The sequence below is a fragment of the Quadrisphaera sp. KR29 genome, assembly GCF_052644995.1.
The window spans coordinates 40,663-60,223 of the sequence record NZ_JBQXXG010000021.1 but is presented as its reverse complement, the minus strand read 5'-3'; the positions used below and the strand labels follow the sequence as shown (position 1 = coordinate 60,223).

The 19,561-nt window shown below is 71.8% G+C and carries 17 protein-coding genes, 1 pseudogene and 1 riboswitch; of the genes and pseudogenes, 11 read left to right on the top strand and 7 right to left on the bottom strand.

Features of this window, described 5'->3' with window-relative positions; genetic code table 11:
- The 7 genes from ACUN9U_RS16110 to ACUN9U_RS16080 all read left to right on the top strand — a co-directional run.
- On the top strand, positions 1-399 hold a 399-nt coding region (locus tag ACUN9U_RS16110; RefSeq protein ID WP_445486034.1), incomplete at its 5' end, for a substrate-binding domain-containing protein.
- A 200-nt stretch (positions 400-599) separates the two neighbouring features.
- Positions 600-1,493: a sugar phosphate isomerase/epimerase family protein gene (locus tag ACUN9U_RS16105; RefSeq protein WP_445486033.1), complete on the top strand. Its 894-nt coding sequence runs from the start codon at positions 600-602 to the stop codon at positions 1,491-1,493.
- 67 nt (positions 1,494-1,560) lie between these two features.
- Positions 1,561-2,754, top strand: coding sequence for a substrate-binding domain-containing protein (locus ACUN9U_RS16100; RefSeq protein ID WP_445486032.1), 1,194 nt, complete (start codon positions 1,561-1,563; stop codon positions 2,752-2,754).
- Between the two features lie 11 nt (positions 2,755-2,765).
- The gene (locus tag ACUN9U_RS16095; RefSeq protein WP_445486031.1) at positions 2,766-4,295 is read left to right on the top strand and encodes a sugar ABC transporter ATP-binding protein; all 1,530 of its coding nucleotides are present in this window, start codon (positions 2,766-2,768) and stop codon (positions 4,293-4,295) included.
- On the top strand, positions 4,292-5,281 hold the full coding sequence (locus tag ACUN9U_RS16090) for an ABC transporter permease (RefSeq protein ID WP_445486030.1): 990 nt from the start codon (positions 4,292-4,294) through the stop codon (positions 5,279-5,281). Before ACUN9U_RS16095 ends, ACUN9U_RS16090 begins: the two co-directional genes overlap by 4 nt.
- Positions 5,278-5,931: a gluconate 2-dehydrogenase subunit 3 family protein gene (locus ACUN9U_RS16085; protein ID WP_445486029.1), complete on the top strand. Its 654-nt coding sequence runs from the start codon at positions 5,278-5,280 to the stop codon at positions 5,929-5,931. The genes ACUN9U_RS16090 and ACUN9U_RS16085 overlap by 4 nt, the downstream gene beginning before the upstream one ends.
- On the top strand, positions 5,928-7,574 hold the full coding sequence (locus tag ACUN9U_RS16080; protein WP_445486028.1) for a GMC family oxidoreductase: 1,647 nt from the start codon (positions 5,928-5,930) through the stop codon (positions 7,572-7,574). The genes ACUN9U_RS16085 and ACUN9U_RS16080 overlap by 4 nt, the downstream gene beginning before the upstream one ends.
- 85 nt (positions 7,575-7,659) lie before the next feature.
- On the opposite strand, the gene ACUN9U_RS16075 is transcribed toward ACUN9U_RS16080, so the two are convergent.
- The 6 genes from ACUN9U_RS16075 to ACUN9U_RS16050 all read right to left on the bottom strand — a co-directional run bounded on the left by ACUN9U_RS16075 (position 7,660) and on the right by ACUN9U_RS16050 (position 13,901).
- Positions 7,660-8,772 (bottom strand): GmrSD restriction endonuclease domain-containing protein, encoded by a 1,113-nt coding sequence (locus tag ACUN9U_RS16075; RefSeq protein ID WP_445486027.1) that lies wholly within the window; start codon positions 8,770-8,772, stop codon positions 7,660-7,662.
- Positions 8,773-8,976: 204 nt separating this feature from the next.
- Positions 8,977-10,869, bottom strand: a complete 1,893-nt coding sequence (locus tag ACUN9U_RS16070; RefSeq protein WP_445486026.1) for a protein kinase domain-containing protein — start codon at positions 10,867-10,869, stop codon at positions 8,977-8,979.
- Positions 10,866-11,312 (bottom strand): hypothetical protein, encoded by a 447-nt coding sequence (locus ACUN9U_RS16065; protein WP_445486025.1) that lies wholly within the window; start codon positions 11,310-11,312, stop codon positions 10,866-10,868. Before ACUN9U_RS16065 ends, ACUN9U_RS16070 begins: the two co-directional genes overlap by 4 nt.
- Positions 11,309-12,199 (bottom strand): hypothetical protein, encoded by an 891-nt coding sequence (locus ACUN9U_RS16060; protein WP_445486024.1) that lies wholly within the window; start codon positions 12,197-12,199, stop codon positions 11,309-11,311. The genes ACUN9U_RS16065 and ACUN9U_RS16060 overlap by 4 nt, the downstream gene beginning before the upstream one ends.
- Positions 12,200-12,361: 162 nt before the next feature.
- Positions 12,362-12,829: a hypothetical protein gene (locus ACUN9U_RS16055; RefSeq protein WP_445486023.1), complete on the bottom strand. Its 468-nt coding sequence runs from the start codon at positions 12,827-12,829 to the stop codon at positions 12,362-12,364.
- 10 nt (positions 12,830-12,839) lie between these two features.
- On the bottom strand, positions 12,840-13,901 hold the full coding sequence (locus ACUN9U_RS16050; RefSeq protein WP_445486022.1) for a hypothetical protein: 1,062 nt from the start codon (positions 13,899-13,901) through the stop codon (positions 12,840-12,842).
- Between the two features lie 46 nt (positions 13,902-13,947).
- A riboswitch (SAM riboswitch) is annotated at positions 13,948-14,055 on the bottom strand.
- A gap of 113 nt (positions 14,056-14,168) precedes the next feature.
- Between ACUN9U_RS16050 and ACUN9U_RS16045 the strand changes: the two are divergent.
- The 4 genes and pseudogenes from ACUN9U_RS16045 to ACUN9U_RS16030 form a co-directional block, all read left to right on the top strand.
- Positions 14,169-14,659 (top strand): annotated as a pseudogene (locus tag ACUN9U_RS16045) (4-hydroxythreonine-4-phosphate dehydrogenase PdxA); the annotation flags it as partial.
- A 103-nt stretch (positions 14,660-14,762) separates the two neighbouring features.
- On the top strand, positions 14,763-15,767 hold the full coding sequence (locus tag ACUN9U_RS16040) for a cell wall-binding repeat-containing protein (RefSeq protein WP_445486021.1): 1,005 nt from the start codon (positions 14,763-14,765) through the stop codon (positions 15,765-15,767).
- 632 nt (positions 15,768-16,399) lie between these two features.
- Positions 16,400-17,233 (top strand): hypothetical protein, encoded by an 834-nt coding sequence (locus ACUN9U_RS16035; RefSeq protein ID WP_445486020.1) that lies wholly within the window; start codon positions 16,400-16,402, stop codon positions 17,231-17,233.
- A gap of 646 nt (positions 17,234-17,879) precedes the next feature.
- The gene (locus ACUN9U_RS16030) at positions 17,880-19,130 is read left to right on the top strand and encodes a DNA cytosine methyltransferase (protein ID WP_445486019.1); all 1,251 of its coding nucleotides are present in this window, start codon (positions 17,880-17,882) and stop codon (positions 19,128-19,130) included.
- Here ACUN9U_RS16030 and ACUN9U_RS16025 read toward each other — a convergent pair.
- Positions 19,115-19,510 (bottom strand): very short patch repair endonuclease, encoded by a 396-nt coding sequence (locus tag ACUN9U_RS16025; protein WP_445486035.1) that lies wholly within the window; start codon positions 19,508-19,510, stop codon positions 19,115-19,117. The genes ACUN9U_RS16030 and ACUN9U_RS16025 overlap by 16 nt on opposite strands.
- Positions 19,511-19,561 lie beyond the last annotated feature (51 nt).

Genomic DNA, 19,561 nt, shown 5'->3' with positions numbered 1-19,561 from the left:
CGCGGGTGGCAGGCGGAGCTGCGGGCCCACGGGATCGAGCCGGGGAGGCTCGAGCACGGCGACTGGTCAGGTGGCAGCGGCTACGAGATCGGCCGCGAGATGGTCGCCCAGGGCCTGCCCGGCGCCGTCTTCATCGCGTCGGACCTCATGGCGCTGGGGTTCATCCGGGCCGTCCACGAGGCGGGCCTGTCGGTGCCCGGCGACGTCTCCGTCGTGAGCTTCGACGACAACGAGTTCGCGCCGCAGGTGCACCCGCCCCTGACCACGGTCCGCCAGTCGTTCGGCGTGGTGGGCTCGCGGTGCATGGAGATCCTGCTGGCCCTCATCGCCGGTCACGACGTCGACACGACGCCGGCCGTCCCCGAGCTCGTGGTCCGGCAGTCGGCCCGACGCGTCTGACGCCTCGTCCGGCGCACTGCCCGACCACTGCGCGCTGGCGCTGCGACGGGTGCAGGCGAACGTTCGCCCGAAACGCTTGACGCGGTGGAGGGCGAACGTTCACACTCAAGACACCGGTCAAGCAGCGGTGCTGACGGATGAGGAGCGGGAACCGCGTCGGTGCGGTGGTCCTGGCCTCCGCCGCCGGGAGACGACGCCGTGTGCGCCACGTGGACGTGGCGCGCACACCAGCCATGCAGGAGGACGCCGCGATGCGCATCGGGCACCACACCATCACCTGGGGAGGGGTCGTCGGGCACCCGGCCGGCGTCACCAGCATCAAGGACCTGCACTACCTGTCGTACGGGTCCGTCATCGAGGCCGTGCGTGAGATCGGAGCCGTCGGCTACGAGGGCACCGAGGTCTTCGACGGGAACCTCGCAGCCCTCGCCCACACCCCGGAGCTCCTGCTCGACGCGCTGGCGGAGGCCCAGGTCGAGCTCGTCAGCGTCTACGCGGGCGCCAACTTCGTCTACGCCGACGTCCTGCCCGACGAGATGGCCCGCCTGCGCCGCGCCTGCGAGCTGGCGCAGCGCTTCGGGGCCTCGCGACTGGTGGTCGGCGGCGGTGCTCGGCGTGTCTCGGGGACCACCGAGGCCGACTACGACCGCCTCGGCGCCGCGCTCGACGCCGTCGACGACCTCGCCGCCGACCACGGCCTGGAGGCCAGCTACCACCCCCACCTGTCGACGATCGTGGAGTCGCCGTCGGAGCTGGAGGCGCTCATGGGGCGCACCCGGATCGGCTTCTGCCCCGACACCGCGCACCTCGCCGCCGGTGGAGGCGACCCCGCCGCCCTGGTCCGGCGCTACCCGGACCGGCTCAAGCACGTGCACCTCAAGGACATCGACCTGGGAACGGGGACCTTCCTGCCCCTCGGTCAGGGAGACCTCAACCTGGCCGACGTCCTCGCCGCCGTCGTCGAGGCCGGCTACGACAGCTGGCTCGTGGTCGAGCTGGACTCCACCGAGGGGTCACCGCAGGAGGCCGCCGCCGCGAGCCTCGCCCACCTGCGCGAGCTGCTCGGTCAGCTGCCCGCCCGCCCCGCCGCCTGACGCCCCGCCGCACCACCTCCACCCCCACCCCCACCCCCACCCCCCTCGCGACCGGAAGGTCTTCGCCATGCCCACGTCAGTCCTGCAGCGCCGCCTCGGTGCCGTCGCCCGCCGCACTGCCCTGCCCGCTGCGCTGTGCGTCCTGCTCACCGCGTGCAGCGCCGCCGGCACCAGCGCCTCGGCTCCCGAGGGCGAGGTCGACCAGTCCTTCCTCGAGCAGGTGGACGCCTCGCTCGCCGACGTCGAGTCGCAGGTCCTCAGCACCGGCCCGAACGGCGAGGAGCCGGCGAGCGCCGACGCCGCGGAGCTCACCGACGCCCAGGTGGAGCAGGTCAAGGCGCTGGGGGCCTCGGCCGCCATCGCCATGCACTACGCCGGCGACGACTGGTCCACCTCGCAGATCAAGGGCCTGAAGGACGAGTTCGGGCGCCTCGGCATCGAGGTCGTCTCGACCACCGACGCCGACTTCGACCCCGCGCAGCAGGTCTCCGACATCGAGAACGCCATGACCCGCCAGCCCGACGTCCTGGTCTCCCTGCCCACCGACCCGGTGGCCACCGCCGGCGCCTACCGGGCTGCGGCGCAGGCCGGCACGAAGCTCGTCTTCATGGACAACGTCCCGCAGGGCTTCGTCGCCGGCCAGGACTACGTCTCGACCGTCTCGGCCGACAACTACGGCAACGGGGTCATCTCCGCGCACCTCATGGCGCGTGCGCTCGGTGGGAAGGGGACGATCGGGCTGATCTTCCACGAGGCCGACTTCTTCGTCACCAAGCAGCGCTACCAGGGCTTCAAGGAGACGATCGCGAAGGACTACCCCGACATCGAGGTGGTGGCCGAGCAGGGCATCGCCGGCCCCGACTTCGCCGGTGACGCCCAGACCGCGGCCGCGGCCATGCTCAGCCAGAACCCCGACCTCGACGGCCTCTGGGCGGTGTGGGACGTGCCCGCCGAGGGCGTGCTCGCCGCGGCGCGCGCCGCCGGCCGGGACGACCTCAAGGTGGCCACGCAGGACCTCGGCCTGAACGTCGGCATCGCCCTGGCCCAGGACCGCAACGTCGTGGGGCTCGGCGCTCAGCGCCCCTACGAGCAGGGCGTCACGGAGGCGCGCCTGGCGGCGCTGAGCCTGCTCGGCGAGCAGGTGCCCGCGTACGTCGCCCTGCCGTCCCTGGGCGTGACCCACGACAACGTGCTGGACGCGTGGAAGACCGTGTACTCCGAGGACGCCCCCGCCCAGCTGCGCGACTCTTTCGCCGGCTGATGTCCCCACTGGTGTCCACGGCCGCGCCCGCCGTGCGGATGCACGGCATCCACAAGTCCTTCGACGCGGTGCGGGTGCTCACCGACGTCGACTTCGAGGTCAGCCGCGGCGAGGTGCACGCCCTTGCCGGCGGCAACGGCGCCGGGAAGTCCACGCTGATGAAGATCCTCCAGGGGGTCTACACCAAGGACGCCGGCCAGATCCTCGTCGACGGCCGCGAGGTCGACATCCGCAGCACCCACGACGCGCGGGCCGCGGGCATCGGCATGGTGTTCCAGGAGTTCAGCCTGGTCCCGACCCTGACCGTGGCGCAGAACATCTTGCTCGGCGTGGAGCCGCGCACCGGCGGGCTCATCCGGGACCGGGAGGCCGAGTCCCGGGCGCGGGAGGTCTTCACGCAGATGGCGGTGGACGTCGACGTGCGGGCCGTGGTCGGCCGGCTGGGCACTGCCTACTGGCAGCTCACGGAGATCGCGAAGGCGCTCGCCCAGGACGCCCGCGTGCTGATCATGGACGAGCCGACGGCCAGCCTCGCCCGGCACGAGGCCGACGCGCTCTTCCAGCTGGTCGGTCGCCTCAAGGAGCGCGGCATCTCCGTCATCTACATCTCGCACCGCATGGACGAGGTGTTCCGCATCGCCGACCGCATCACGGTCCTGCGCGACGGCCGGCGCCTCATGACCGAGCGCCTGGCCGACACCACGCCGGCGGAGGTCATCGAAGGCATCGTCGGCCAGGCCGTCGAGGGGGAGCTGGCCTACCGGAGGCGTGAGGCGCGTGCGGGCACCGACGGGCTGACCGGCTCCCCGACCCCGGCGCTCGAGCTGCGCGGCGTCACCGCCGGTCCGCGCGTGCAGGACGTCACCTTCTCGGTGGCCGCCGGTGAGATCGTCGGCATCGCGGGCCTCATGGGCAGCGGGCGCACCGAGCTCGCCCGGGCCCTGTTCGGCATCGACCCCATCCGGTCGGGGGAGGTGCTCGTCCGCGGGCGGGCGGTCCGCCTGGGCGACCCGCGCCGCGCCATCGCCGCGGGCATCGCCCTCATCCCGGAGGACCGGCGCGCCCAGGGCCTGGTGCTGGACCACTCCGTGCGCGACAACCTCCTGCTGCCGCTGCTCGGCCGGTTCCGGGCGGGCCCGCTGGTGGACGACCGCGCCGCCCGCGGCGAGGCCCGGCGGCTCGTGGAGCGGTTCCGCGTCAAGGTCGCCGACGACGCCAAGGCGGTCCGGCGGCTCTCCGGCGGCAACCAGCAGAAGGTCGTCATCGCCAAGTGGCTCGGGACGCAGCCCTCGGTGCTGGTCATGGACGAGCCGACAGCGGGGGTCGACATCGGCACCAAGACGGAGATCCTCGAGACCATCCGCGACCTCGCCGACGGCGGGCTCGCCGTCGTCGTCATCTCCTCCGAGTACCCCGAGCTGCTCGCCGTCAGCGACCGCGTGGTCGTGCTGCGCGAAGGCTCGGTGCACCGCGTCCTGGACCGGGACGCCATCCCCGACGAGAACGCCCTCCAGCTCTCCGTGCAAGGAGCCCCAGCATGACCACCACGTCGTCCCCACCCGCCACCGCTGGGCCGGGCGCGCCGCAGCGGCGCAGCGCGCTCCTGCAGCAGCTGGACTGGCGCCGCTACATCATCTACATCGGCTTCGTCGTCGTCTTCGCCACCTTCGCGGTCACGCTCGGCGACGACGGGTTCCTGTCCACCAACAACCTGCTCAACATCGTCCGGCAGTCGGCGATCATCGCCATCATCGCCGTGGGCATGACCTACGTCATCGCCTGCGCCCAGATCGACCTGTCGGTGGGGTCGACAGCGGGCCTGGCCAGCGTGGTCACCGCCATGGCCATCTCCTCCTACGGGCTCGTGGTGGGCATCGCCGCCGGTCTGCTGGTCGGCCTGGTGGTCGGCTGCATCAACGGCGCCCTGGTGAGCATGCTCAACATCCCGTCGTTCCTGGTGACGCTGGGCATGCTCGGGATCGCCGTCGGCGTGGCGCAGTGGATCACCGACTCCGCACCGCAGCCGATCCTCGAGCCGACCTACAACCTCGTCTTCGGAGGCGGCAACTTCGGGCCGGTCCCAGGGCTGCTGGTGTGGATGGCGCTCGTCGTGGCCGTCGGCGCGGTCGGGCTCAGCAAGACCCGGTTCGGCCGGCAGGTCCTGGCGACCGGCGGCAACCGCATGGCGGCCGACTTCACCGGCGTCAACACCCGCCGCATCACCTTCTCGGTGCTCGTCATCTCCTCGGTGCTGGCGGCGCTGGCGGGCATGCTCTACGCGGGCCGGCTGGAGTCGGGGCGCTTCCAGTGGGGCAGCGGTGACGAGCTGTCCGCCATCGCCGCGGTGATCCTCGGCGGCACGAGCCTGTTCGGCGGGTCCGGCGCGGTGGTGGGCACCTTCGTCGGGGCCCTGCTCATCGGCCTCATCAACAACGGGCTCGTGCTCGCGGGGCTGGACACCAGCCAGCAGCAGGTGGTCCGCGGCGTCATCATCATCCTCGCCGTCGCCCTGGCGAGGCGGAAGTGAGCGCCACCTTCTTCGACCCGCACCAGCGGGCGACCATCGCCGCGGCGATGGCGCGGATGATCCCCACCGACGACACCCCCGGTGCCGCCGAGGCCGGCACCATCGACTTCCTCGACAGGTACCTGTCGGGTCCCGGGTACGTCTACGCCGCACCGGACGGCAACGGCTTCGAGGTGCTGACCGGCCGCAGGCTGGAGGCCTGGACCGAGCGCCTGGACGTGGTCCGGGCCCGGTACGTGGCCGGGGTGGCGGCGCTGGACGCTGCCGCCGCAGCGCGGGGCGGGCGCTTCGTGGACCTCGGGCCCGAGGACCAGGACGCCGTGCTGCACGAGCTCGAGCGCCCCGAGGGGCGCGAGCAGGAGGCGGACGCCGCTCGCGCCAAGGTCGCCCTGTACGGGGCCCCTGTCGAGACCGCGCTGCAGCAGACCAGCGCCGAGGTCGACCTCGGCTTCGTGCCCCTCCTGGCGCTGCACACGCGGCAGGGCTTCTACGCCGACCCCGTCTACGGCGGCAACCGCGACCACGTCGGCTGGGAGGTCATCGGCTTCCCCGGGCCCGCGAGCCTCGCCGAGGTCCACCAGGGCCGCTACACGACCATCGACTACTTCGCCGAGGACCGCGTGCACCCCGGCACGGAAGGCCTGTCATGACCGCCGACACACGACACGACCCCACCGACGTCCTCATCATCGGTGCCGGCGCATCCGGCGCCACCGCCGCCAAGGTGCTCACCGAGCACGGGCTGCGGGTGGTCGCGCTGGAGAAGGGGCCGTGGCGCACCAAGGAGACCTTCAGCGGTGACGAGCTGGCCAGCATCAACCGGTACGACCTCTGGCCGGACCCGCTGCTGAACCCCCGCACCCACCGCACCGGCCTCGACGAGCCCGCGACCACGCAGCTGTTCTGCCCCGTCCCGCAGATGGTGGGCGGCGGGACCGTGCACTGGCAGGGCTGGCTGCCCCGGTTCACCGAGGAGGACTTCCGGTTCCACTCCGTGGTCGGAGACGTCCCCGGGGCCTCCCTGGCCGACTGGCCGATCAGCTACGCCGAGCTCGAGCCCTACTACACGGCGGTGGAGTGGGCCTTCGGCGTCTCCGGGCAGGCGGGCGCCAACAAGTACGAGTCGTTCCGCTCCAAGGGCTACCCCTGCCCGCCGATGCCGATGTCGCGCTACGCGCAGAAGTACCACCAGGGCGCTGCGGCGCTGGGCTGGAACTCCTTCCCGACCCCGCAGGCGGCGCTGTCCCAGCCGTTCGACGGGCGTCCGGCGACGGTCATCAGCGCCTTCGCCCAGCAGCACGGTGACCCCACGGGCACGCGCTCCAGCGCGCTCAACGTCTTCGTGCCGCAGGCGGTGGCCACCGGGCGCTACGACCTGCGACCCGACAGCGTGGTGCGGGAGATCACCGTCGACGCGCGGGGACGCGCCACCGGCGCGGTGTACGAGGACTCCGAGGGGCGGCTGCACGAGCAGCGCGCCGACGTCGTCGTCCTGGCCTGCGGGGCGGTGGAGACCGCCCGGCTCATGCTGCTCTCGCGCTCGGCCGCCCACCCCCACGGCCTGGGCAACGAGAACGACCTGGTGGGCCGCAACGTGACGTTCCACGAGTTCAGCTCTGCCGTCGCCACCTTCGACGACCCGGTCTACGCGTGGGCAGGGGGCGGCTACGTCAGCGCGAGCTCCTTCGAGTTCTACGGGCACGACGACAGCCGCGGCTTCGCCGGCGGCGGCCACATGGCGACGTCGGGGGTCGGCATCCCGCTGCCGATCAACTGGTCGCTGCCCGACCGGCCCGCGTGGGGTGCGGAGGCCAAGCGCATCGACAGGGAGTTCTTCAACCACTCGATGGCCGCCTCGATGGTGGTGCACGACCTCCCGCAGCACGACAACCGCGTGGACCTGGACGACGAGCTGGTCGACGACTGGGGGATGCCGGTGGCGCGCATCACCTTGGCGCCGCACGAGAACGACCTGGCGATGGGGCGCTTCCTCATCGACAGGAGCGCGGAGATCCTCGAGGCGGCGGGCGCCACGAGCGTGCAGAAGGTCTACCCCGACCGCGTCACGGGCAACTGCTCCCACCAGCACGGCACCGCGCGGATGGGCGACGACCCCGGGACGTCGGTGCTCGACCGGGACTGCCGGGCGCACACCGTGGAGAACCTCTTCGTCGTCGACGGCAGCTCCTTCCCCACCGGCACCGGCGCGAACCCCACGCTGACGATCATGGCCAACGCCTGGCGCGTGGCGGAGCGGATCGCCGCGGGGCGCGACGCGTCGACGAGGGGCTGACCGAGCGCCGTCGGTGCACCGACAGCGCCCCGGTCCGCCGACGGACCGGGGCGCTGTCGTCACGCGACGTGCACGCGCGTGCGGCTCACCGGCCGAGGAGGTTGACCCCGCGGCTCCCGCCCTGGGCGCGCTGCCCGGTGTCCCACCCGGAGTACCAGGCGGGAGCGCCGCCGGAGCGGTAGACGACCACGTTGCCGTCGGACTGGGCGCGCAGCGTGGAGCCGGGGTAGCCCCAGGTGTAGGTGTGCCACAGGACCCGGCCGTCGCGGGCGTAGATGACGGCGTTGCCGTCGCCCTGGAGCGTGAAGCGGGCGCCGGGGTTGCCGTAGGTGCCTGCGTGCCACAGCGGGCGGTAGTCCGGTCCGTAGGCGACGAGGTTGCCGTCGGGCTGGAACGCCAGGCCGTAGCGGCCGTTGGGCGCCATGAGCCACTGCCCGCCGCTCATCGACTGCCCGGGCGAGAGCTGGGAGCCGAGGTTGGTGCTCCCGCCGCCACCGCCACCGCCCTGGTTGCCGCCCGGAGCGGGCGCACCGGCCTTGGCGGGCACCTCCACGGGGGAGGAGCCGCACGAAGGCAGGAAGGTGGCCAGGGCGTCGCGCTCGGCCTGGTCGACGCTGAGGCTCCAGCGGTACTTGATCTGCACCTGCTCGATGGCGAAGCGGCAAGCGGCCTGCTGGCCGGCCGGGGGACGCCACTGGGCGAAGTCCTTGTCGGCCTTGGCCTGGTTGGAGGCCGAGGACACCGCGACGAGGGTGCCGGCGAAGTCCAGGTCGTTGGCAAAGGCCCGGCGCTGGTCGTCGTTCCAGTTGCGAGCCCCCGAGCGCCACGCCTGGGCGAGGGCCACCGCGTGGTCGATCTCGAAGTCGGCGATGTTCGTGGTGGTGGCGCCGTCGTAGTAGGAGACCCAGCTGCCGGTGAGGCTGCAGGAGGAGCTGCCCTGGCGGAAGGGCACCGTGGACTCCTGCTTGAGGACCTCGCGGCGGGTGTTGCACCCGTCGCCGTTCGCGTCGACCCAGTGCTCGAAGCGGTCCCGGTCGTAGGCGGGGGAGTTGGACTCCGGCTCGACGACCAGCTGGCGCAGCAGGTCGGTCGGCAGGGCGGTCGCCGCGGAGGCGGGTGCGGCTCCAGCAACGAGGCCGGCGCCGGCCAGCGCCGCGGCGCCGGCTGCGGCGAGGAGTCGACGGATCGAGTGGTGCATGAGAGTCCCCCCGGGCTCGTGCCGGCGCCAGTGCCGGCTGCGCGAGCACGGTACGTACCCGTCGTCTCGAGGTGCAAGGCTCACGCTGCGTCAGATCCTGCACCCACGCGGTGGACCGTCGACGCGCGGCCCGTGCGCGACGTCCTTGATCGTCGCGGGCGGCGACGGGTCAGGGGCGCGAGGAGACGGCGCCTCTCCCGGCGATCACGCCGACGTCGGCGGGAGGTTCGGGTCGGCGCTGCAGCCGGCGTACGCGTCGAGCTCGACACGGATCGACGTCCACCGGTCGCGCGCGGTGTTGTCGAAGCCGAACAGGTCCTCGTGGACGGTCGTGCCCCCGACCTGGCGCAGGCACGTCCAGTACCAGGCCGAGCTGCCGCCCATGCCGTCGGTGAAGACCCTCAGCCGGTACCCGCCGTTGACGGTGCGGGCGAAGTCGGCGGTGATGTCGACCTCCACGGATGTGGTGCCGTCGGAGGCTGTGCGGGGTGCGCTGGTGAACCGCAGTCTGCCGCCGGGGAAGGGGTAGTCGCGCGCGAGGGCGGCCTGCTGGAGCGCTGCGAGGTCCGCGGCCGTGGTGGGGTCGCCCGCGGGCGTCGGCACCGCGGTGACCAGCGCGCTCCTGCTGGCGCCCGTCGAGGAGCCAGGCGGGACGTTCGACGACGCCGCGCCGACCGGTGGCGCGAGCGCGAGGAGTCCCGCGGAGCTGTCGGCTGCGGTGTCAGGCGGCGCCGTCGTTGGTGCAGGCTCGGTCGGGCCGGACGTCGACGCGGGGCCGGACACGGACCGGCTCGCCGAGGAGGCCGTCGCCGGGACCGCCGAGGGAGCCGCCGCAGCAGCTGCCGAGGGGGTGGGCGGGGCGGCCGCCGCGGAGGTCGTGGGGCTGGACGCGGCGACCGACCGGTCGGCCTCGGCGCTGCGGTCGCGCCCCGCCGCGACGGCACCGCCGACCACCGCGCCGACGAGCACGCCCGCCGCACCCGCAGCGACCGCCGTGAGCACCACCGAGCGGGCAGCGTGCTGCGGCCTGACGGGGGACGGCCTGACCGTGGACGGCGCGGGCGCTGGCGGGACGGCGGGCGCCGGTGCTGGCGAAGGCGGCGCCGCGACGGGAGCCGGCAACGCCGCCGGGGGACGACCCGCGGCCGGGGCAGCGACGTCCAGCCGCGTCACGGGCGGGGCCACGACCGCCGGGCGTGACGGCGCGGCGTTCCGGGTGGTGACGCGCGGGACGGCGTGGACGAGCGTGCGGCCCACGGTGGCCACCTCGACCACCTCCCGCCAGAGCTGCGCGGCGCGCTCAGCGCTGGGCCGCGCCGCGGGGTCGAGGAGCAGCAGCTCCCCGAGGAAGCGGCGCTGCAGCCAGGGCAGGCCCTCGACGTCGACGTCGGCCCGCAGTCCCCGCTGCTGCACCTCCGAGCGGCTGCCGCCGCCGTGCGGCGGGCGACCGGTCGCGGCGTGCACCAGCAGGCAGGCGGCGCTGTAGACGTCAGAAGCAGCGCCGACCGGCGCGCCGGCCAGCTGCTCGGGCGACATGTAACCCGGCGTCCCCCGCACCTGGTCGGCGCGGGTGACCCGCGAGGCCAGCGGCGAGAGGGCCTGCCCGAAGTCGATGAGCACGGGCCCGTCCGGCCCGAGGATGACGTTGCCCGGGGAGAGGTCGCGGTGCACCACCCCGGCCCGGTGCAGCGCGGCGACCGCGTCGAGCAGGCGGGTGGCGAGCACCGACCAGTCGGCCAGCGGGAGCGGCCCGTGGTCGCCGACCCGCTGCCACAGCGACGGCCCGGGCACGTGCTGCACGGCGATCCACGCGGGGTCGGCCGCGACGTCGGCGCCGAGCAGCCTGGCGACGGCGGGGGAGTCGACCCCCGCCATGACGGCCGCCTCGCGGGCGAAGCGGGCGAGGGCCTCGCCGTCGCCGTCGTCGTCGAGGACGTCCGCCCGGATCGCCTTGACCGCGGCCGTCGCCCCAGAGCTGTCGCGCCCCAGGTAGACGGTGCCCGCGCCGCCGCTGCCCAGCCGGCCGGTCAGCTGCCACGGGCCGAGCCGAGCGGGGTCGCGGGGGTGCAGCGCGCGCACCGACGGCGGCCGGGTCATGGCTGCCCCGCCGGTGGCTCGCCGTCGGGGTGGCGGTGGCGGTGCTCGGGCGGGGCGGAGGAGTCGTCCTTGAGCGTCCCGCCGAAGAGCGGCACGCAGGTCCAGATCTCCGGGGAGGCGCCGCCGCCGTCGAAGGTCGCCTCGCCGGAGAGCTGGCTGGCCCAGTGCATCTTCGGCGTGACGGTGCGGCACTCGGGGCAGGCGAGGGTGTCCGCGCGGTGGCGGAACGCGCGCCAACTGAACGTCGCGAACTCCAGGTCGCACTCCAGGCACTTGAAGCTGTGCACGAAGACGCCCTGCCGGTCCGCGAGCGTCACGGGCCCCGGCGTCCGCTCGAGGTGCTGCAAGCCGCTGCTCACGCCGTCGTCGTCGAGGAGGGCGTCACCGACGACGACCGCGTCGCGCATCTCCACGGGCCGGAACGGCCGCTCGTCGGCGGTCACGCGCGCCAGCGCAGCTCGACGCGCTCGGCCACCGTCGCGCCGTCCGGGTTGATCATCACGGCGTCGAGGAGGGCCAGGACGACGAGGCGCGCGTCGTCGTCGTCGAGGTCGTGGAAGTCCGTGCCGGCGAGGGCCTCCAGGCGGGCGGTGCCGCCGAGGTCGGCGAACTCCTCCGCGACGGCGCGCGGCAGGGAGCCCTTGCGCCGCAGGCGGGAGGCGGCGCTGCGCAGCAGGTCCGGGTCGGCGCTGAGCCGGGCGGCGAGACAGGCCTCGACGTGGTCCTCCACGACGTCGGCGTCGATCTCGTTGTGGCAGCCGCAGGCCTCGCCGTGGGCGTGGCGCTGGACGTCGTCCTGCCAGTCCTGCCCCTCAGCCTCGGCGCGCGCCTGGGTGCAGGCGCCGGCGAGGAGGGCCAGGTCGACCAGGAGGTGGAGGTCGTCGGCGGGGGTGCTGGCGACCAGCTGGTCGGCGACGGCGTCGGGCCCGAAATCCCCGTCGGCTGTGGCCACGGCGGCGACGGCGAGGTCGCGCGCCGCTCTCGCCTCGCCGTCCCAGAGCTCGGGTGCGCCGGCCAGGACCCCGGCGAGCTCCTCCGCGGCCGAGGTGCCGAAGAGCTCGCCCAGCTCCGCGCAGGGCCTGACGACGTGGTGGTGCAGCAGCGCCGCGACGGTGGTCACCCACGCCTGCGGGGAGCGGACGTCGGACAGCGCGGCGGTGATCAGCGCGGGGTCGCCGTCGTGGACGGCGGTCAGCAGGGCGGTGGCGCGCTGGCGGGCCACCTCGCGGGTGCGGGCGGCGTTCGGGGCGGGGCGGCGTCCCGTCGCCTGGGCGCGGCGGGTGGCGTTGCGGGCGGCCGTGCGGCGGGTGGTGCGGCGCTTCGCGGGCATGGGAGGCCTCTCAGGGGACGGGTCAGGAGAGCGGGTGGCGGTGAGCGGGGCGTGCCGGTGCTCGAAGGGTGGGAGGCACCCCCGACAGCGCGACACGGACGGAGCAACGGGGCGCTGCCCCGGCTGCTGAGGCGCTGGGTGTCAGCCGTCGACGGGCGTGCGCTAGGCGCCGACGCAGCCGCCGGCGCGGTGCTCGCGTCGCAGCCGGTCGGCGTCGAGCCAGGTGCTCGGCCGGCGCCGCCAGCCGCAGCGCTGGCAGGTGACGGTGCAGCCGGGGTGGTCACGGTTGGTCGTCGTGCCGGTGACGAGCACCCACTCGGGGCCCCCGAGCTGTGGGAGGACCCGGTGGCCGTGGGCGCGCAGGAGCGACGTCTCGGAGCGGCCGTCGTCGTCCTGGTCGACCAGCAGTCCGCACGAGCACGTCGCGCGTCCACCGACAGCGATCCACAGCACCTCGTGGACGCCCTGGCTCTGCCCGCGGTCGATCGCGTGGAGCCGGCCGCGCGCCTTCCACCGGATGAAGGCGGCGCCGCGGGACTCCGCCGGCTGCTCCAGGCGGTCGCGCTCCTCGCCGCTGACGCGGACGCTGTCGTCGTACCCCGGCTCCTGCGCGGGCTGCTGCTCGCTCATCGTCGTCCCGTCAGCCTGCGAGGAGCTCGCCGAGGGCCCCGCCGCAGGCGACGGCGTCGAGGCGCTCGTACAGCTCCTCGCCCTCCGGGCTGCGAGGGTGCAGCAGCGCGCGGCGGGTGCCGGCGTACAGCGAGGCCTCATCGGCGCGCAGCAGCGCCTGGACCGCCCGCCGCAGTGACGGGTCCATGACCTCGACCGTCGCGCTCACCCCGGCGAGCGCCTCCTCCCACCGGAAGCGCTCGCGGGCGGTGAGCCGCCGGCGGGTCGGGTCCAGCGGCTCCCAGCACAGGGCGGCGGTCACCTCGGCGTTCTGCTCCTCGACCCACCGGGCGAGCAGCTGGGCCTGGGCCCGCCGAGTGCTCGGCCAGCGGCGGACCACCGGCGTGCCGATCTCGTCCCCGGTGCCGCGGACGAGCACCGCTGCGCGCCCGGCCCGCTCGACGACGCTGCCGCCGTCCCAGCTGGTGATCTCGTCGTCGCTCCACCACAAGGAAGAGGCGATGACGTCGCTGCCGCGCAGGCCGCCGTCCTCGCCGTCGGCGAGGAGGCAGAGCAGGTCCGCGGCGCGCGGGGCACTGCTCGTGGCGGAGGGGAGCCTCAGGACGACGACGGCGGCGCCGTTCACCGACGCGCTCCGGTGGAACGGGACGGCGCCCTGGACGTCGACGTCCTGCTCCTCGTCGGGTCCGCCCTCGTCCCCGGTGGCCGGATACTCGGGGCCGCCGCCGAGGGACGGGCGCAGCAGCCCCGCCAGCTCGTGGCGCGACAACTCCGCCTCGGTGACGCGGTAGTGCGCGTCCTGGTCCGGCAGCAGAGCGGTGAGCGCGCGGCTGGCCTTCAGCAGCGCGGTGAGGTCCCGGTGCGCGGGGATGTCCACGGGCTGCCAGGGCAGGTCGCGGCCCCCGTCGTTGAAGGGTACCGAGACCGGCAGCCACGGGGTGGCGTCGACAGTCAGCTCGCCTGTCGGCTGGCGCACCACCCGCTGGAACAGGCGCTCGCGGGCGGGGCGGCGGCGCTCGACGCGCAGGACGACGTCGTCGCGGCCGGGGGTGTTGAGGGGTGCAAGGGACATGAAAGCCTCCGGGTCCTCTGAGGAACCCCTCGGCCGCACCGTGGAGATTCCGCTGTGACCGAGACGGACGCTCGGCCAGCTCTACCCCTGGGGCACCTCCGCGGAGGAGGAGGCCGTGCAGCAAGCCAGGTACTTGTCACTGCAGCTCGTGAGCCAGCGAGAACGGTACGGCAGAGCGCCGTGCCGAGGGGGTGACGTGCGTGCTGACGGGCGATGCCGGCGCTGAGGCGGCCGCGTCGGTCACGCTTCGTTAGCGAAACGGCTTGCACCGAGGCGGTGCTGCGCCTGGCGGGGGCCTTCACGCGCGCCCTGGGGCGCCCGGACGCCGAGGTGGCCCTCGCGGGCCTGAACCCGCACGCGGGGGAGTCGCGCCTGTTCGGCGACGAGGACGCCGACGTGCTAGCGCCCGCCGTCGCCGCCGCCCGCGCCCGCGGCATCAACGCGGTGGGCCCGCTCCCCGCTGACGCGCTGCTGCCAGCGGCCGTGAAGGGGCGCTACCAGATGGTCGTCGTCTGCTACCACGACCAGGGCCACGCGCCCTTCAAGGCGGTGTACGGCGACCAGGGCGTGAACATCACCGTGGGGCTGCCGGTGGTGCGGGTGTCGGTCGACCACGGGACGGCGTTCGACATCGCCGGCACCGGTGTCGCGCGAGAGGCGAGCCTGGTGCTGGCCTGCGAACGGGCCGCGGAGCTTGCGCCGGGTGGGACCTGGTGTGGCGCGCGGCGCAGGAGGCCGCCGACCAGATGTCGAGCTGACCCAGACGAACTCGTCGTCGACAGTGGGCTCGAGCAACCACGGCGTGGCGCCCCTGTGGCCGAAGTGCGTCATGGAAGGGTCGTGCGCCGGATCAGCCGGTCGATGACGGGGGACGACATCATGCGCAGCGGAGCGAAGTGGATTGCTGCAGTGGCCGCTGCAGCTGCCTTGACAGCGGCGACAGCGTCAGCGGCACAGGCAGCGGACAGCACCCGCGTTTTCGGCGACGACCGCATCGCCACCGCTGTCGCGGTCAGCCAGGCCACCTACTCCGGTGACAACAAGGCGTACACGGTCTTCGTGGCCTCGGCGGCGAACTGGCCCGATGCACTTGCCGCCAGCGCGATCGCCGCGGAGAGGAAGGCGCCTCTGCTGCTCGTGCCTGCCGATGGCGCACTGCCCTCCAACGTTGTGGGAGAGCTGAAGCGGCTCGACCCACTCAGCATCTACGTGTTGGGCGGGGAGCGGTCGATCAGCGGTGTCGTGGAGAGCCAGCTCAAGGACATCGCCTCCGTCCTGCGGCTCGATGGTGACGACCGCTATGAGACCGCCGCTGACGCCGCCTTCATCGCCGGTGACCGAGGCAAGACGATGTACGTAGCATCGGGCGAAACCTTCGCCGACGCCCTCGGCGGGGGTACCGCCGCCGGGCGGGTGGGTGGCGCGCTCGTGCTGACGCAGCGAGACAACCTCCCCGACTCCTTGGCCGTGAACCTTGAGTACATCAAGCCCAGCAAGGTGGTCGTGATGGGCGGCCCGAACGTGATCTCCGACCGTGTGCTCGAGCAGCTCAAGACCCGACTTCCCGGTGTTGCCGTGACACGCACTTACGGGGACGACCGCTACGCCACCGCGGCAGCGGCGAGCAAGGAGGTCTACCCGGCCAAAGCGTCGACGGTTCTCCTCGCCAGCGGTACCAACTTCCCTGACGGGCTCGCTGGCGCTGCCGTGTCCGGGCCGACGAATCGCCCACTACTTCTCACGCAGAAGGAATGCGTGCCCGCATCAACCCTCGTCGAGATCCGACGGCTGGGAGCGACCAGCGTTGTCGTCCTCGGAGGTTCCGGTGTGGTCAGTGACGCTGCGGCCTCATTGACGCCGTGCTGACCACCTGAGGCTCCGCGTGGTCCACTCGAAGGCTCAGCGCGCGGCGCGAGAAGGCCTCGTCCGCAAAGTAGCCCCTCGGGTGTGACCGGCAGATCACACTCAACGGGCTACTCCTGGCGGTCGCTAACACTCACAGACGTGGAGCCACAGCCCCGTACGTTTTGGTGGGGCGGTCATCCCACAGGTGCGCGTGCTCGGTGAGCCGCTTTGTCCCCTGACGCCGCCAGGTCGAGTTCCGCCCAGCCACCCCGGCTGCTGTACCGACCTCGGAGACAACCCAGCCGTCGGAGCTGACGATGCTCGTGCCTTCGTTTCACTCCACCGCGCGCTCGGTGCCGGACCTGTCCGCGCACGCGATCGCCACGCAGTTATGCGCGCCGCCGCTAGGGCGATGACTAACTGCGGCACCCGCGTAAGGTCAGGGCGCCGTCCGTCAATAGGCGGGACTCGAGGTCGTCGATGAAAAGGCGACGCGACCCAAATAGGTCTGGCAATACATGGCGCGGAGCGAAGGCACGGGCTCGACCGCGCGGTCAAAGCACACACTAACTGGGGGGGGTTCACAGATGACTGATGGTTCAAGCGGTCGAGGCTGCTTGTCGCTTGTCCTTCTGGTTCTTGTGGGAGGCTGCATGGGATACGGCGCTCTCACCGCACCGAGTGAGGCAGAGAAGGAACCGCTTGTCGCGTCATTCGACATGCCCGACCTATCCGGCAAGCTGCCCTCTGCCGCACACGAGCAGTATGGGGCTAGGGTCGAGGAGGCCATTCGATCACGAGCCTTGGAGCAAACCGACGACGAAGAACTCCGGGAAGACCTTCTCCGAGACGCCGAGGAGGGCTGGGCAAACACGATTGACGCCTCTCCCCTCAGTCGCAACCCCATACAGGACGAGAATTGGACGGTCGTTGGCTCAGCCCCAGCGCCTGGAGAATCGGTGCAGACGGACAAGGATGTCTATCTATTCGTGCTGCGGAACGAGGAAGCGGCATGGTTCAAGGCGCATCCGTCGATGCCGCCGGTGCCCTCAGACGTGGAGGCAAGCGTGCTCATTGACGAGGGTGGTCTCTTCCATGACGTCGAGGAATTGGTAGAATTCCGGTACGAGCCTGGCGCGCAGCCCGAGCACAAAGTCGCTAGTTCCTATGTGCGTGAACGGGACGCGATTCCCTATCCGGACCCATTCTCCGAGCCGCCAGGGGAGCGCCAGATTCGTCTGTCTCTTCCCGAGGCTAGCGAGTACGGATCGCTGGTCGTTCGCAGTCTTCCGTCGGAGGCGCAAGAGGTCCGTCTCGGCCGGATGCTGGTGCTCACCGTGAAGGACAAACCCGACCCGGTGTACGAGGAAAGTGGAGAAGGTGGAAGCGCCGGGAGCTTGGATGTGGACGGCTCAGTTGGCGGATCGTTCGACGACGATGACGACTTCAATGTCCCGGGATGGCTTTGCCCCACGCGGTTCTGCTGAAGTCACTCCGCCAGGTCGTCGACGCACACGTGGCGCAGTGCCTGCGTCTTCAGCGCCACGTCTTTGTGGGTGGAGTATGACTTTAGGCGCCTGGCGTCGGTACACGGTGACATGATCGCGGCGCATCGCAACGCCGAGCGTGCAGCTGTCCAAGGGTCACAATAACGGCTGAATTCACCACAATCAGTCGTGCGCCGTCGTCCATGGCAATGAGCAAGACAGCGTCGAACAACCTGCCGATCAGCATCCGCCGCCGTGGAAGTCCTGGCGGTAGTCAACGCTGCCCTTATCAACACGGTCTGGCAGACGGTCTTCACGCTCTCTCGTGCCGACGTCCTGTCGCAACGGTGCCCCTGTCTCCCAGGCCGCTCCGGTCGCGGTAGGCTGCTATTCTCCTTGCCAACGCCACTTGCCATCGCCTGTCTCTGTGCTCGATGTGAGCGGTTTCAATGTTGTTGTGTCACTTATTAGAGGGCTTCATGGCCACAGTTCGTTGGCTTACGCCTTCTCTGCAGATGATCCAGGCGTACCCTAGGGAGGTAGATTGCGAGTATGTGGTGATTGGAGAGGGTGGTGGCAGGTTGCTGCACCCCAGTTCATGGAGCGGTGAACGAGCAAGTGGGCGCGAGTCTAGCCAGGATCTTCAATGCGGCGCTGGTACTGCACAAAAGCTCATCGCGGCATCTCTGAGGGCTTTTCCCGAGCTGGCGTCGAGCCGCGAATGAGTAAGGCTCGGGCGCCGCGTGTCTCGGCACTGCAAACCCTATCCCTGTTCAGTGGCATTGCCGGGATCGAGATTGGCCTTGCTCGAAGTGGTGCGAGCAAGGTCGACGCGTTCTGCGAGCGTTGGGCGCCGGCCACTGCGGTCCTCAAGGCTCAGTTCAGCGACGTACCGGTCCTCGACGACGTAGCCGCTCTCACGGACTTGAGGGGCGCTCAGCTCGTAACCGCAGGATTTCCATGCACTGACCTGAGTCAGGCGGGACGGACGCGGGGTCTTGAGGGGGAGCAGTCCGGCCTCGTCCTCGGTGTCCTGCAACTGGTACGACGGCACCGACCCCCCTGGCTGATGTTGGAGAACGTGCCTAACATGCTCTACCTCTCCAAGGGCCGAGCCATGGAACGCATCGTCAGAGACCTCGAGGGAGCGGGCTACCTCTGGGCGTACCGCACGGTCGACAGCCGGTTCACCGGCTTAGCCCAACGGCGACGTCGGGTGATGCTCCTGGCTTCGTTGGAGAGGGACCCTGCGCCACTGCTGCTGTCCGAGGACGAGGGTCCGGCGCCCGCCCCGTTGAAGGCGGCCGCCGCTGGCTTTTCCTGGACCGAGGGAAATCGCGGGTTGGGGTGGGCCAGCGGTGCTGTCCCCACCCTCAAGGGAGGGTCGACCGTCAGCGTCGCCAGCCCGCCGGCCGTATGGTTGCCTGGAGAACCACCTGGGCGGCAGGTCGTGCGTCCGAGCATCGAGGCGGCGGAGGTGCTTCAAGGGTTCAGGTCGGGTTGGACGGCTGCTGCCCCGTCACGTGACCGGTGGAAGCTGGTCGGCAATGCAGTGAGCACGCGGGTCGCCGACTGGGTGGGCGGTCGCCTCATCGCGCGGGCGGAGCTGCTTGACACCGTCTGGCGTGAAGAACTGCTGGCTGACGGCGCGGCCTGGCCAGCCGCCGCGCGAGGCGGCGAGGGCAAGAGGTGGCGTGCCTATGTCTCCGAGTATCCCCGGGCGCCTGGAGAGGGCGACCAGCAGGACCTCGTTCGCGTCCTCGCCGAGCACGGGTCCGAGCCCTTGTCCTATCGGGCGACGAAGGGTTTCCGCGACAGGCTGGTACGGAGCCGGCTGCGCTACACGGACGAGTTCCTGCAGGCGCTCGACGCGCACGTCAGCTACTGGGCTCCCTGACTCGCCAGCCGAGTGCGAATATCGGCGGCCACCGCTGCCGGATCCTCGTGCTCCCAGTAGCGGAGCACGGTCCAGCCCATGTCGGTCAACTGGGCAGTCGCATCTGCATCGCGGGCCTTGTTCGTCGCGATCTTCGTGCGCCACCACTCCGAGTTCGCCTTGGGTGAGGTCCCATGTATCGGGCAGCCATGCCAGAAGCATCCGTCGAGGTAGATCGCAACGCGGCTTCGCGTGAAGGCAATGTCAATCGTGCGACGACGCTGTCCGGGGATGGGGAAGGCCACTCGGTAGCGGAGCCCCGAGGCATGGAGGAGCTGGCGTACAGCCAGCTCAACGGCGTTGTCCCGCCGCTTGAGTTGCTGCATCCGACGCGAGTACACGGCATCCGAGGAGCCTGGATGGCGCCCCGCATCGAAGGTCGCTCGCGCCAC

What these genes read in the sequence shown, in the direction of transcription:
- ACUN9U_RS16100 (WP_445486032.1), top strand. Translation starts at nt 1,561, where the DNA reads ATGCCCACGTCAGTCCTGCAGCGCCGCCTCGGTGCCGTCGCCCGCCGC.
- ACUN9U_RS16090 (WP_445486030.1), top strand. Translation starts at nt 4,292, where the DNA reads ATGACCACCACGTCGTCCCCACCCGCCACCGCTGGGCCGGGCGCGCCG.
- ACUN9U_RS16080 (WP_445486028.1), top strand. Translation starts at nt 5,928, where the DNA reads ATGACCGCCGACACACGACACGACCCCACCGACGTCCTCATCATCGGT.
- ACUN9U_RS16075 (WP_445486027.1), bottom strand. Translation starts at nt 8,772, where the DNA reads ATGCACCACTCGATCCGTCGACTCCTCGCCGCAGCCGGCGCCGCGGCG.
- ACUN9U_RS16070 (WP_445486026.1), bottom strand. Translation starts at nt 10,869, where the DNA reads ATGACCCGGCCGCCGTCGGTGCGCGCGCTGCACCCCCGCGACCCCGCT.
- ACUN9U_RS16060 (WP_445486024.1), bottom strand. Translation starts at nt 12,199, where the DNA reads ATGCCCGCGAAGCGCCGCACCACCCGCCGCACGGCCGCCCGCAACGCC.
- ACUN9U_RS16055 (WP_445486023.1), bottom strand. Translation starts at nt 12,829, where the DNA reads ATGAGCGAGCAGCAGCCCGCGCAGGAGCCGGGGTACGACGACAGCGTC.
- ACUN9U_RS16050 (WP_445486022.1), bottom strand. Translation starts at nt 13,901, where the DNA reads ATGTCCCTTGCACCCCTCAACACCCCCGGCCGCGACGACGTCGTCCTG.
- ACUN9U_RS16040 (WP_445486021.1), top strand. Translation starts at nt 14,763, where the DNA reads ATGACGGGGGACGACATCATGCGCAGCGGAGCGAAGTGGATTGCTGCA.
- ACUN9U_RS16035 (WP_445486020.1), top strand. Translation starts at nt 16,400, where the DNA reads ATGGGATACGGCGCTCTCACCGCACCGAGTGAGGCAGAGAAGGAACCG.
- ACUN9U_RS16030 (WP_445486019.1), top strand. Translation starts at nt 17,880, where the DNA reads ATGCGGCGCTGGTACTGCACAAAAGCTCATCGCGGCATCTCTGAGGGC.